The organism is Acinetobacter towneri (genome assembly GCF_001758345.1).
In the GTDB taxonomy this organism is placed as follows: Bacteria; Pseudomonadota; Gammaproteobacteria; order Pseudomonadales; family Moraxellaceae; genus Acinetobacter; species Acinetobacter towneri_A.
Map to the genome: position 1 here is coordinate 220,087 of NZ_MKQS01000005.1, position 12,886 is coordinate 232,972.

At 43.4% G+C, this 12,886-nt stretch carries 12 protein-coding genes, 1 tRNA gene and 1 pseudogene; 10 read left to right on the plus strand and 4 right to left on the minus strand.

The features are described 5' to 3' along the window. Nucleotides 1–77 precede the first annotated feature (77 nt). Nucleotides 78–836 (plus strand): imidazole glycerol phosphate synthase subunit HisF, encoded by a 759-nt coding sequence (gene hisF, locus BJN41_RS04290; protein WP_019838234.1) that lies wholly within the window; start codon nucleotides 78–80, stop codon nucleotides 834–836. A 156-nt stretch (nucleotides 837–992) separates the two neighbouring features. Further along, nucleotides 993–1,622, plus strand: a pseudogene (gene aqpZ, locus BJN41_RS04295) (aquaporin Z). A 109-nt stretch (nucleotides 1,623–1,731) separates the two neighbouring features. Here the strand turns inward: aqpZ and BJN41_RS04300 are convergent. Further along, nucleotides 1,732–1,977 carry a hypothetical protein gene (locus BJN41_RS04300; protein WP_004974374.1) on the minus strand — a complete coding sequence of 82 codons (246 nt, stop codon included), beginning with the start codon at nucleotides 1,975–1,977 and terminating at the stop codon, nucleotides 1,732–1,734. 49 nt (nucleotides 1,978–2,026) lie between these two features. Next, nucleotides 2,027–3,103, minus strand: a complete 1,077-nt coding sequence (locus BJN41_RS04305) for a DNA/RNA non-specific endonuclease (protein WP_019838237.1) — start codon at nucleotides 3,101–3,103, stop codon at nucleotides 2,027–2,029. 343 nt (nucleotides 3,104–3,446) lie between these two features. Between BJN41_RS04305 and BJN41_RS04310 the strand changes: the two genes are divergently transcribed. Further along, a complete protein-coding gene (locus tag BJN41_RS04310; protein ID WP_070153622.1) occupies nucleotides 3,447–4,049 on the plus strand; it encodes a hypothetical protein in 603 nt (200 codons plus the stop codon). Between the two features lie 81 nt (nucleotides 4,050–4,130). On the opposite strand, the gene BJN41_RS04315 is transcribed toward BJN41_RS04310, so the two are convergent. Next, nucleotides 4,131–6,011 carry a potassium transporter Kup gene (locus tag BJN41_RS04315; protein ID WP_070153625.1) on the minus strand — a complete coding sequence of 627 codons (1,881 nt, stop codon included), beginning with the start codon at nucleotides 6,009–6,011 and terminating at the stop codon, nucleotides 4,131–4,133. A gap of 119 nt (nucleotides 6,012–6,130) precedes the next feature. On the opposite strand from BJN41_RS04315, the gene BJN41_RS04320 reads away from it, so the two are divergent. Next, nucleotides 6,131–6,221: transfer RNA gene (locus BJN41_RS04320), tRNA-Ser, on the plus strand. 175 nt (nucleotides 6,222–6,396) lie between these two features. On the opposite strand, the gene BJN41_RS04325 is transcribed toward BJN41_RS04320, so the two are convergent. Continuing rightward, the gene (locus BJN41_RS04325) at nucleotides 6,397–7,047 is read right to left on the minus strand and encodes a response regulator (RefSeq protein ID WP_019838241.1); all 651 of its coding nucleotides are present in this window, start codon (nucleotides 7,045–7,047) and stop codon (nucleotides 6,397–6,399) included. A 955-nt stretch (nucleotides 7,048–8,002) separates the two neighbouring features. Here BJN41_RS04325 and ribBA point away from each other — a divergent pair. The 6 genes from ribBA to glmU are packed head-to-tail and all read left to right on the plus strand — an operon-like array spanning nucleotide 8,003 to nucleotide 12,885. Then, a complete protein-coding gene (ribBA, locus tag BJN41_RS04330) occupies nucleotides 8,003–9,124 on the plus strand; it encodes a bifunctional 3,4-dihydroxy-2-butanone-4-phosphate synthase/GTP cyclohydrolase II (protein ID WP_070153628.1) in 1,122 nt (373 codons plus the stop codon). Between the two features lie 11 nt (nucleotides 9,125–9,135). Then, the gene (gene ribE / locus BJN41_RS04335; RefSeq protein ID WP_004974350.1) at nucleotides 9,136–9,606 is read left to right on the plus strand and encodes a 6,7-dimethyl-8-ribityllumazine synthase; all 471 of its coding nucleotides are present in this window, start codon (nucleotides 9,136–9,138) and stop codon (nucleotides 9,604–9,606) included. 4 nt (nucleotides 9,607–9,610) lie between these two features. Then, nucleotides 9,611–10,060 carry a transcription antitermination factor NusB gene (gene nusB / locus BJN41_RS04340; protein WP_070153631.1) on the plus strand — a complete coding sequence of 150 codons (450 nt, stop codon included), beginning with the start codon at nucleotides 9,611–9,613 and terminating at the stop codon, nucleotides 10,058–10,060. Between the two features lie 25 nt (nucleotides 10,061–10,085). Continuing rightward, nucleotides 10,086–11,015 (plus strand): thiamine-phosphate kinase, encoded by a 930-nt coding sequence (gene thiL, locus BJN41_RS04345; protein WP_070153633.1) that lies wholly within the window; start codon nucleotides 10,086–10,088, stop codon nucleotides 11,013–11,015. Then, the gene (locus tag BJN41_RS04350; RefSeq protein WP_070153636.1) at nucleotides 10,981–11,502 is read left to right on the plus strand and encodes a phosphatidylglycerophosphatase A; all 522 of its coding nucleotides are present in this window, start codon (nucleotides 10,981–10,983) and stop codon (nucleotides 11,500–11,502) included. The genes thiL and BJN41_RS04350 overlap by 35 nt, the downstream gene beginning before the upstream one ends. 18 nt (nucleotides 11,503–11,520) lie before the next feature. Then, on the plus strand, nucleotides 11,521–12,885 hold the full coding sequence (gene glmU, locus BJN41_RS04355; RefSeq protein ID WP_070153639.1) for a bifunctional UDP-N-acetylglucosamine diphosphorylase/glucosamine-1-phosphate N-acetyltransferase GlmU: 1,365 nt from the start codon (nucleotides 11,521–11,523) through the stop codon (nucleotides 12,883–12,885). Nucleotide 12,886: the final 1 nt, after the last annotated feature.

Here is a 12,886-nt window from a genome sequence, read left to right on the forward strand (position 1 = left end):
AATACCCGCTCCATCTGCCAAGGTGTAGCGCTTGTGTGGGTGAGTTTCATAATCGGCTGTAATAATTGGAAAAATTTATGCTAGCGAAACGTATTATTCCTTGCCTAGACGTAGATAATGGTCGCGTGGTCAAGGGCGTGCAATTCCTTGATATTCGTGATGCGGGCGACCCTGTCGAAGTGGCGCGTCGTTATAATGAACAAGGTGCCGATGAAATCACCTTTTTAGACATTACCGCTACCCATCATGGCCGTGATACGACCTATCGTACCGTAGAGCGTATGGCAGAAACTGTGTTCGTACCGCTCACCGTGGGGGGTGGCGTGCGTAAGGTTGAAGACATCCGCCTATTGCTGAACGCAGGTGCAGACAAGGTCAGTATTAACTCGGCAGCAGTCTTTAACCCTGAATTTGTGCAAGAAGCCTCACAGCGTTTTGGCGCGCAATGTATTGTGGTTGCTATTGATGCAAAAAAAACGGGCGATAACAAATGGGAAATTTTCACTCACGGTGGCCGTAAACCAACGGGTATTGATGCGCTTGAATGGGCAGTGAAAATGGCTGACTATGGCGCAGGTGAGCTCTTGATCACTTCAATGGATGCCGATGGTACCCAAGCAGGCTATGACTTGGCGCTCATGCGTGCCATCAATGACCGTGTCACCGTACCGACGATTGCATCTGGCGGTGTGGGTAATTTACAGCACTTGGCAGATGGTATTTTAAAAGGCGGCGCCGATGCGGTACTGGCTGCCTCAATTTTCCACTTTGGTCAGCACACTATTCCAGAAGCCAAACAATATTTGGCAGCGCAAGGTATTGAAATGCGTTTGTAATTTTTAAAAAACAAAACTGTTTTTGACTTTAATTTTAAGTTTCAAAAGTGTAATCCTCGGATTACACTTTTTTTATTTAGGCGCAAAACAGGCAAAAAAAAGAGTCCGAATACCTCTACTGTCCCATATTTCGCTTTAAGAACCCCTTGTGTTCCTTTGATCGTTGTGGGTAGTGCGGTATTGGCTACAACTTTTCCTGAATTAGGTATTGGTTTTGTGGGTGTATGCCTTGCGTTCGGTCTGACCGTATTAACTGCAGCCTATGCACTTGGGCACATTTCCGGTGGACACTTTAACCCTGCGGTCAGTATTGGTTTATGGGCAGGCGGTCGTTTTGAAGCCAAAGAACTGGCGCCTTATATTATTTCACAAATTATTGGTGCAACGCTAGCGGCATTGGTGCTGTATCTGATTGTTCAAGGTCAAGCAGGCTTTGCAGGTACAGGTGGTTTCGCAACCAACGGCTATGGAGATTTATCTCCTGGTAAATACGCACTTAGCTCAGTTTTAATGATTGAAGTTGTACTCACTGCAGGTTTCTTGATGATTATTATGGGTGCAACTGACAAACGTGCGCCTGCAGGTTTTGCTCCAATTGCAATTGGTTTGGCACTGACCTTAATCCACCTGATCAGCATTTCTGTGAGCAATACTTCGGTGATCCATGCACGTAGTACGGGCGAGCCTTCTTTGTAGACACTGCAGCGCTCAGACAGCTAAGGGGCTTTCTGGGTTGCAGTGATTGGTGCGGTAATATATCGTGCTTTGGCAAAAGCTGAAGACTAATTCAAAACTTTGCATTTGAATGATTCTAAATAAAAAGCCCACTCTTAAAAATAGCGGGCTTTTTTCATCTCTTGTTGCTTGGCAGTTCAATCCGTTTCAATTTTATCCATTATAAAAATGGGTTTTCAATTTCACCCGCTTCAGGACGATCTAACTTTTCAGGCAGATTCGGAGTCTGCTCCAAAGTTGCAACAACTTCATTCAAAAAAGCCTGTAGTGCTTTGGCTGCCTGTAAACCCGCCTGATCTTTGCTGATTTGCAAATTGCCATACACATTGATGCAATCTAAATCATTTTCTAAGGTTAAGTCATGAATCGCATGTGATTCAGTCCCATTTTGAAACGGTTTAAACATTGAATTCACCTTAGCATGAAGGATGCAATATCCATCATCTTAACCCAGTTTAAGATTTCAACAACTGTAAAATATATTGCAATAAAGCTTCAATCAATTGCTTCACAATTGCATCTTGGGTATCAGCATCAATGCTAGCGCCCGATGCTGGACTACTACCCGAGCGTTTAAATTCGTTTTGTAAAGCTTGTAATTGCTCGGCAGATACATCTTCCGCACACTGACTTTCTGCATCCCAATGCGAATAAGCAATAGGTATATTGGCTTTTACAGCATTTGCAGTCAACGGCAATTTATAGGTATTACGCTTTTCTTCTTCAGTTAATTGTGGGAATAAATTGATGCCTAACTGTTCTTCTAAATAGCAGACACTCACCACTTGCACCTGTAGCGAATCATTATTGGGCGCGTAATAAGCGCCTATCGCGCCTGTTTTAGGCATATACACGGCTTTATACACCGCAGTCGGCACAATAACCCCTTGGCCAATGGTTTTTAGACGTTTGGCATTAAAACTTGGCCCCGTAATCACGTACACATCTTGCTTTTGTTTGGTCACCACCGCACGCGTAGCTTCTTCAAGTTCACGCCAAACCTGCTGATTATTTTTAGGGGATTGCGGAACCATATTTGCCAAAGAAAAACTGTCAAACTGGGCTGCCAAGTTGGTCATGTCAGCATTCGGAGCCATGTGTCCACGGTCATAACCCGAACCACGATAATCCTGCAAAGTTGCACGATGCTCGGATTTGACGCGCGGTTCTTCGTGAAAGTTTTCTTCACGCGGAATCCGTTGGCTCAAACGTGCAGGTGTTAAAACTTCTGCCACCCATAATGGGGTTTTGGATACCCCTGAGTACATCACATTAAAGTCATTAAAACACAGCGGATAGCTGTTTTTTTGCAGGCTATTTTTCAGCAAATAGGGCGGCGTTTCCCGATAAAACTGAGTTAAGCAAGCACTATTACCTGTGCTCGGGACCAGTGAAGTCCACTGACTAATTTTTTCTTGACCAAAAGCAATCACAAAACTGCCAGTTGCTACTACACCAAGCAGCACCTTCAAACTGTTTTGATTGAAAATTTGAGTCCAAATATTGGTGGAATTGCGCCGTTTTCTTGCCATAACCGTTACTGTGACTTCGCTCTAAATCCGCAGAGTTTGCCCGAGCTTAACAATCCACTCACAGCTTGTATATGAAGCATCTTTTGTTCGCCTAACAATTATACAAAACCCGCGCTATAACACCACAAAAGCCACACACAACCTGAGTTTTAAGCACTTTTGACATCAGTCTAGATTAGGTTTAGTAGGTTTGATTGCATCCCTTTCAGCGAATCTGCCAAGCTAAATACACCTTTAAGGCATCGTCCAGCGACACCTAAGCACATTACGATGCTCAAGCTAGGTGTGATTGACGATTTAAATTGGTTTTAACTTTATCTTGCGAGTTTTGATGGAGAAATACATGCGTTTTCATCTTTGTGCTTGTGCTTTGGTCAGCAGCATCAGCATTTCTGCCTTTGCCGAACCACCCATTCAGGCAGGTGATACATTGGAAAGCTTATCTAAGGTAAAAATAAGCACCACGATTAATGGACAAACAGGGTCACTACAAGAATTAATTGCCAATGGTCAAATACGGATTGTATCGAGTGCAGATGCAAACTTACCAAGTCCAATAGAAAATATGGCGCAACAACCTGCAAACCAAATTTCTGCTGAACAAGCTAATCGGGCTCAAAACCATGTACCAGTGACCATGCCTGCTAGAACTGAATCTGAACTTCAACACGCAGCGCAGGCTGAGCAGATGAACGAACAACACATACCAGCCCCTTCTGCTCCCTTATTGTCATCTTCAGCCGATTTACCTGTGAATGCTGGCGATGATGTAGATGTCACCGCAGAAGCGCTCAATGCTGCACCACCAAGCCCTGCTGTACCTGAAGAGGCAGCAGTCAATCTGCCCATAACTAAGCGGCTTGAAACCACAGCACCTGCCGCACTGGACGCAGATTTAAATGACAATGAATTAAATCATCTGCAGCCAAATGATACTGAACAATAGGATCAGTTTAAGACTAATCTTGAGTTCAAAATAAAAAACCAGCACGATGCAATGCTGGTTTTTTCAAGCTGTTGAGCGATTTTAAATTTCGATTTGACTACCCAACTCCACCACACGGTTGGTTGGAATTTGATAGAAATCACTCACTGGACTGGTATTGCGCTGCATTGAAATAAACAGTTTTTCACGCCACGGTGACATACCATCGCCCACCGTATGCACAATCCGATCACGCGAAATAAAGAAACTCATTTGCATCATATCGAATTCAAACTCAAGCTGTTCATAAGCTTGTTTCAAGGCATTCGGAATATTCGGTTGATCTTTAAAACCATAGTACATGGTAATTCTATAAAAACGATCATCCAGTTTTTCGACTTGAATCCGATCTTCTTGCGCCACAAATGGAATATCACGCGTGATAACTGTTACCATGATATTGCGTTCATGTAACACCTTGTTGTGCTTAATATTATGCAGCATAGCATGCGGCACGATGTTAGGCGTACCTGTCAGGAAAATCGCATCACCAGGGACGAACATGGTTTCGTTGCCCAGACTAATACTGTGAATGAACAGGTCTATCGGCAAAGCATCTTTTTCCAAACGATTGAAAACCAATGCACGACCATCTTTCCACGTCATTAAAATGGTATACATGATGGCGCCAATTAAAATTGGTACCCAGCCACCCGCTACAATTTTGAGCGAGGTCGAAGCCACAAAAATTAAATCTAGTGTTAAAAAAGGCACTGCAAAAAGGGCAACCTTCCACATCGGCCAACGCCAAAAACCATAGGCCAACACTGAAATTAAAATAGTGCCACACAGCATGGTCATGGTCACAGCCACACCATAGGCACTGGCAAGATTGGCACTATTTTCAAACAGTAAAATTAAGATGAGCACCGAAATAAATAAGGCCCAGTTAATGAATGGCAAATAGATTTGACCACGTTCGACATCGGACGTGTGACGTACAGTCAGGCGTGGTAAATAACGCAATTGAATGGCCTGATTGACCATTGAAAATACCCCTGTGATCACCGCTTGAGAAGCGATCACCGCTGCAGCTGTGGCTAGACCAATCATCGGATATAAGCCCCATTCAGGCACCAACATATAGAACGGATTTTCAATTGCTGCAGGGTTGCGTAGCAGTAATGCGCCTTGTCCCGCGTAATTCAATAACAAACAAGGTAAGACAATTAAAAACCACGCAAGGCGAATGGGCATCCGCCCAAAATGTCCCATATCGGCATAGAGTGCTTCGCCACCTGTCATGGTCAAAATTACGGCGCCCATAGTGAGAAATGCAACAAAGGGTTGGTCTACTACAAAGTTAAACGCCCAATGTGGACTGACCATGGCCAATACAAACGGAGTTTGGATGATACTGAGCAGCCCCGCACCGCCAATCGCTAAAAACCACAGCAAAGTCAGTGGTCCAAAAAATTTGCCCATCGTGCCGGTACCATGACGCTGCACAATGAACAGTCCCGCCAAAATACCAATTGAGAGCGGTACGAGCCATTGATTAAAGATAGGTGTGGCAATACTTAGCCCTTCAATGGCTGACAATACTGAAATGGCGGGGGTAATAATGCCATCGCCAAAGAAAAGTGATGCGCCAATAAAGCCAAGTGCGATCAGAAAGATTTTTTTGTCTTCGGCAATGCGAGTGGTACGCAGGTTCAATGCCAATAATGACATGATCCCGCCTTCGCCATTGTTATCGGCACGCATAATGATGGTGACGTATTTGAAGCTAATGGTGAGCATCATGCACCAGAAAATCAGGGATAAAATTCCCAATACACTGGCTTGAGTAATTGCAAGATGGGCCGTTAAAAAAGTTTGTCGGAAGGCGTACAGGGGGCTGGTTCCGATATCCCCAAATACAACTCCGAGTGCAGCCAAAGTAACAACGGGTAAGGCTGCTTTTTTTGCAGTACTTTGCATAGGTGTCTTCGATTTAGACGGTATTTTTGAGAATCATAGCACTACGCTATAAGTTTTTCTCTAAATCAAATGTTTCAACTTGGCTTTATGCTATTTTTTGGTTATTATCCACCGCCTATGGTGAGGTGTCCGAGTGGCTGAAGGAGCACGCCTGGAAAGTGTGTATACGTTAATAGCGTATCGAGGGTTCGAATCCCTCTCTCACCGCCAAGATTCATTCCCATGATGTCCTGTGGAATACCAAAAGGCTTAAATCCAAAGGGTTTAGGCTTTTTTTATGGCCAATATAAGGTGAGTAGCGATCATCACCCAATAAAAAACCGCTGCTCAATCCTCAAGATCAACACAGCGGTTTTAAACTCATCTTCTACAGATCAGTCACATATTACATTTTCTTTTCTTCAATATTTAATGCATTGATTGCCAATACCGCCTGAGTACGATTTTGCACACCTAATTTACGGAAAATTGCGGTTACGTGCGCTTTAATCGTTGCTTCAGAAACATCCAATTCATAGGCAATTTGTTTATTCAACAAACCTTCTGCCACCATCATCAATACACGAAATTGCTGAGGTGTTAATGACTGAATACGTTCAGCTAAAGCCGTTTCATCTGCAGCACGTGGGTCAAAATTAACATTCGCAGCCAGGTTAGGTGGCAACCAAATCTCACCTTCTAAAACTTGACGAATCGCTTCACCAATATGGCTCGGATGTGCCGATTTTGGGATATAACCCATCGCCCCATGCGCAATTGAACGTTGAATAATCGATGCTTCTTCGTGAGCAGACACCACAATAATTGGGATAGATGGATATTGCGCACGCACATGCACCAATGCAGAAAAGCCAGAAGCCCCTGGTAAGTTCAAGTCCAATAAAATAAGATCAGGTTCAGGTCCATTTTCCAAACGTTCATACAATTCATTCACTGCAGCAGTTTCATGAATTTGAGCTTGCGGTAAGCTATAACGAACCGCCTGGATTAAGGCATGGCGAAACAGCGGATGATCATCAACGATTAATATATTCATAACAGACGTGAGAGATCTTGGGCACAGTTGTTATATTCTAACCACACAAAGACCATTAAGGATATGCAAGACATGACTTTTTTGCATTTATTGTGCAATAAATCACAGAAAAGTGTTTATTTTTAAATTTCAAATTAAAACTGCTATTTATTCTGTATTTCATTTCATCATTTTGTTGCAGTCCCTCAATCGCATCTACTCTTAAACATATAGTTGATATTTCAAGCAATTAGTGGTTAGGGGTTTAACTGGAATAATTCAGGTCAGATTAACCTGCCCACTTAAAATACTGAGCTGAGGATGAAGCGAATAAGATTAAAATTGCTTTAAAAATTACTGTGTTTTTAAGATGCTTGCTCATTACTCCCTTTCATTTTTCATAAACTTATCAGTTATACCATTTCGCATTAAAAAACCGCTTTTACAGACCATTGCATCTTTCACTTCTATATAAATCGACGGGTTTGTTGCACAAAGATTTGAAAGACAAAGCTCCTCGAAATGAACCAAATTTAAGGCGTAACTTAGGTAAGTGCTCGACCTAATTGCCTACATCTGTTGAGGACTGCTACACGTGCATGCATCTGATCCTAGACAGTATCGTGGACAACTAGCCCCTCTAAACTTTTAAAATATTTCTGTTCAAAGTCTTCCCAATTCTTGCCTTTCCCAAAACCTAAGTGGGTTCACGTGAAGGCAAAGATAAGGACGATGATTCCTAATAACTAATACAATTTTATTTTTCACAGATTTTGCATTTCATCTCAATTGCTTAAACAATCTACAGCAACGCAGCAAATCCTCATTTTCGCCTCTTTCCAAGCCTGATGACACTGTGTATAACCATAAATCACGCAATGAAAATGATAAGCATAGGCAAAACAGGTAAAAAAACGTTAGACTATGCATCTCTTTCATTCAATGTCGTTTCAGACAAATAAGAAGGTGAAGATTGATGCCGCTCAATACTGTCGAAGAGCTTGTAGCAGATATCCGTGCAGGAAAAATGGTCATCCTCATGGATGATGAAGATCGTGAAAATGAAGGTGATTTAGTCATTGCCGCAACCCACGTTCGCCCTGAAGATATCAACTTCATGATCACACACGCGCGTGGTCTTGTTTGCTTAACCTTAAGTCGTGACCGTTGCCAGCAATTAAACCTACCGTTAATGGTTGATGCCAATGGTGCACAACACGGTACGAACTTTACTTTGTCGATTGAAGCTGCTGAAGGCATTACCACGGGTATTTCTGCCGMAGAACGTGCGCATACCATTCAAACCGCTGTCGCTGCACATGCCAAGCCTGCCGATATTGTTCAGCCTGGGCATATTTTCCCACTCATGGCACAGCCAGGTGGTGTATTGCACCGTGCAGGACATACCGAAGCAGGTTGTGATCTTGCCCGTTTGGCAGGTTTAGAGCCTGCATCGGTAATTTGTGAAATCATCAATGAAGACGGCACGATGGCGCGTCGTCCAGATTTAGAAATTTTTGCTGAAAAGCACGGATTAAAAATTGGCACCATTGCCGATTTAATCCACTATCGCATGACCAATGAGCAAACCGTAGAACGCTTGGATCAGCAAAGCATCGACACTGAATATGGTACTTTTGACTTATATCGCTACCGTGAGCTGGGCAACCCAGACATTCACTTAGCATTGGTCAAGGGCGAACCAAAAGAAGGCGTTACTACAGTACGTGTGCATGGTTTTAATCCAACCCGTGATTTACTCAAGCTTAAGAAAGAAGATGCTTCGGCAACGTGGAATTTAGACCGTGCTTTAAAAGAAATTGCCAACAGTGAACGTGGTGTTTTGGTCTGGATTGGTCAAGCTCAATTGCAAGACTTGGGCCCTGCCCTAGACAGCCTTAAAACCCCGAAACAGGGCAAAGCCAATGCTGCATTATCACAGCAGTATCAAACCATTGGCGTCGGTGCACAAATTTTACGTGATTTAGGTGTTGAAAAAATGAAGCTGCTCAGCTCACCATTACGTTTCAATGCTTTATCAGGCTTTAACTTAGAAGTGGTGGAATACGTCACCGCAGATCCAACATCAGAGAAATAATCGAGGTTGCTATGGCAATTCGCCGTATTGAAGGTTTATTACATCTCGCTAGCGAAGGCCGTTATGCGATTTTAGTCGGTCGTTTTAATAGTTTTGTGGTTGAGCATTTGCTTGATGGCGCAATTGACACATTGAAACGTCATGGCGTATCAGAGGATAATATCACCGTTGTTCATGCACCAGGCGCTTGGGAACTTCCTGTTGTGGCTAAAAAATTAGCTGCATCGAATGGTTATGACGCGATTATTGCACTCGGCGCAGTAATTCGCGGTAGCACACCACATTTTGACTTTGTTGCAGGCGAATGTGCCAAAGGTTTAGGCGTGGTGGGTTTAGATACAGGCTTACCTGTGATTAACGGTGTATTGACTACGGATAGTATTGAACAAGCGATTGAACGCTCTGGAACAAAAGCAGGTAATAAAGGAAGTGAAGCTGCCTTAACTGCAATTGAAATGGTTAACTTGTTAAAGGCTATTTAACGCTATGTCGCAAACACTTCAAGCAACTTATGCAGCAAAACGTAAAGCACGTCGTTTTGCTGTGCAAGGTATTTATGAATGGCAGATGAGCCACAATCCAGTACATGAAATTGAAGCACGCACCCGTGTGGAAAATGCCATGCACAAAGTGGATCTCGGCTATTATCATGAATTRTTGACTCAAGTGGTTGCCAATCATGAAGCATTGGATGCATTACTGGTACCTGTCCTTGATCGTGACATTCAAGCCCTAGATGGTGTTGAACTGGCTACCTTACGTTTAGGTGCGTATGAGTTAGAACAACATCTGGAAATTCCATACCGTGTGGTATTGGATGAAGCGATTGAACTAGCCAAACACTTTGGCGGTGCAGACAGCCACAAATACATCAATGGTGTATTAGACCGTCTTGCCAACAGCTTACGTGAAGCAGAAAAGCAACAAAGTAAATAATTCAAAATATTGAGTCGATTGTTGTATGGCTGAGTTTTCCATTATTGAGACCTATTTCAACAGACCGCGTCCAGATGCAGTCGATTTAGGTGTCGGTGATGACTCAGCTCTGCTCACTCCTCCACTACAACAGCAATTGGTCATTTGTACCGACACTTTAGTCGCGGGACGACATTTCCCCCTCAACACCCACCCACATGCGATAGGCTGGAAGTCGGTTGCGGTCAATTTATCTGACATTGCCGCCATGGGTGCCACCCCACACAGTATATTATTGGCATTGAGCCTACCCCAAATTGATCACGACTGGCTCAAAGGGTTTAGTCAGGGTTTACATGATTGTTGCGATCAATTTGGGGTAAGTTTAATTGGTGGAGATACCACACAAAGTCCCCATCTCACCATTTCCGTTACCGCCTTAGGCTGGATTGAACAAGGACATGCCATTCCACGTTCAGGCGCACAAGTCGGCGATTATATTTGCGTCAGCGGACAAGTCGGCGATGCCGCTTTTGGTTTAGATCACCTCGATCATCCCTTAAAACAACGCTTAGACTACCCGACTCCTCGCTGCCAACTCGGGCAACAGCTCAAAAGTCTGGCTTCAAGCATGATTGATGTTTCAGATGGTTTGGCACAAGATTTAGGGCATATTCTCAAAGCCTCTCAGGTCGGCGCTTGTATTGAACTCAGCCAACTACCCATAGATGCTGCATTAACCGAATTACCACAACAAAAGCAGTGGCAATATGCTTTGGCAGGTGGCGATGACTATGAGTTATGCTTTACAATAAGCCCACAAAATTATCAGCAGCTTTTGCAAAAACCGCTGAATACCCCTATTCATATTATTGGCAAAATTAACAACCAAAACCGCTTAAGCTTTGAACAGAATGGCGTAGATCGTTCACTTCATTTTCATGGATACCAACACTTTGCACAAACCCGCGATTAATTTCAAAGCCATGTCTTGGACTGACCGACTGATAGTCTGCTGTGGTGTTGGCTTCGGTTCAGGTCTACTACCCAAAGCTCCCGGTACCTTTGGTTCGGCCTTTGCTCTGCTATTCATTCCCATTTGGTTCGCACTTGGTTTTATTCCAAGCCTTTTTGCCATTACTATGATGTCGCTCGTTGGCATATATATCTGTGGACGTACTGCACAGGTTATGGGCGTACATGATGATGGTCGTATTGTTTGGGATGAATTTGCAGGACAATCCATTACCTTTTTACCCTTGATTTTTATCAATGAAATCAGTTGGGTGTGGGTCATTGTAGGTTTTGTCCTATTCCGACTGTTTGATGTATGGAAACCTTGGCCAATCCGTGTCATTGATCGTCAGGTCGAAGGTGGTTTTGGCATCATGCTGGACGATATTATTGCGGGTCTTTGGGCCGCATTATGTATTTATATTTATTTATCTTTTACTTTGGTTTAGCCATCACTAGGATTCAACATGTCTACCACCGTGATTATTCTTGCAGCAGGTAAAGGCACGCGTATGCGTTCAAATTTACCAAAAGTATTACAACCTCTTGCAGGACGCCCACTCTTGGGTCACGTGATTGATACCGCAAAAAAATTACAAGCAGATCATATAATTACCATTTACGGTCATGGCGGTGCTTTGGTTCAAAATGCGTTTGCGCATGAACAGGTACAGTGGGTCGAACAGGCTGAACAGCTGGGTACAGGTCACGCAGTCAAAGTGACTTTGCCTGTTTTACCACGTGAAGGTGTATCGCTAATTTTATCGGGAGATGTACCTTGCATTACAGAGCAAACTTTACAAAAGCTGCTCGATGTTTCACGTGAAACCCAAATTGGATTGGTGACACTCACCCTTGCCGATGCTACGGGTTATGGTCGTATTGTGCGTGAAAACGGTAAAATTCAAGCGATTGTTGAACATATAGATGCATCTGAAGCACAGCGTCAAATTCAAGAAATCAACACGGGTATTTACTGCGTCAGCAATGCCAAATTACATGAATGGCTGCCAAAACTGAGCAATAACAATGCGCAGGGTGAATATTACCTGACCGATATTGTGGCAATGGCAATTGCCGATGGTTTAGAAGTTGCATCTGTAGAACCCGCACTGGCTTTTGAAGTAGAAGGCGTGAATGACCGTGTGCAATTGGCTGCCTTAGAACGTGAATTCCAGAACTTCCAAGCCAAGCAACTCATGCAACAAGGTGTGCATTTAATTGACCCAACCCGTTTTGATTTACGTGGTAATCTCACTGCAGGTAAAGACGTTCGCATTGACATTAACGTGATTATCGAAGGCGATTGTGAACTAGGTGATGGCGTAGAAATTGGTGCAGGTTGTATTCTTAAAAACACCAAAATTGCTGCGGGCACTAAAGTTCAGCCGTATAGCGTATTTGACCAAGCGGTTGTGGGCGAAGATGCACAAATTGGTCCATTTTCTCGTTTACGTCCGGGTGCGATATTGGCCAATGAAGTGCATATTGGCAACTTTGTTGAAGTAAAAAACAGTCAAATTGGTTTAGGCTCCAAAGCCAACCACTTTACCTACTTAGGGGATGCCGAAGTGGGTGCAGGCAGCAATATTGGTGCAGGTACAATTACTTGCAATTATGATGGTGCCAATAAGTTTAAAACCATTATTGGTGACCACGTCTTTATTGGTTCAAATAGTTCATTGGTTGCACCTGTCACCATTGCCAATGGTGCAACGGTAGGGGCAGGCTCGACCATTACCCGTGATGTTGCAGAACAGTGTTTAGCTGTGGAACGTTCTAAACAGTTCACTAAAGAAAATTATCAACGTCCACAGAAATTGAAAAAATAAG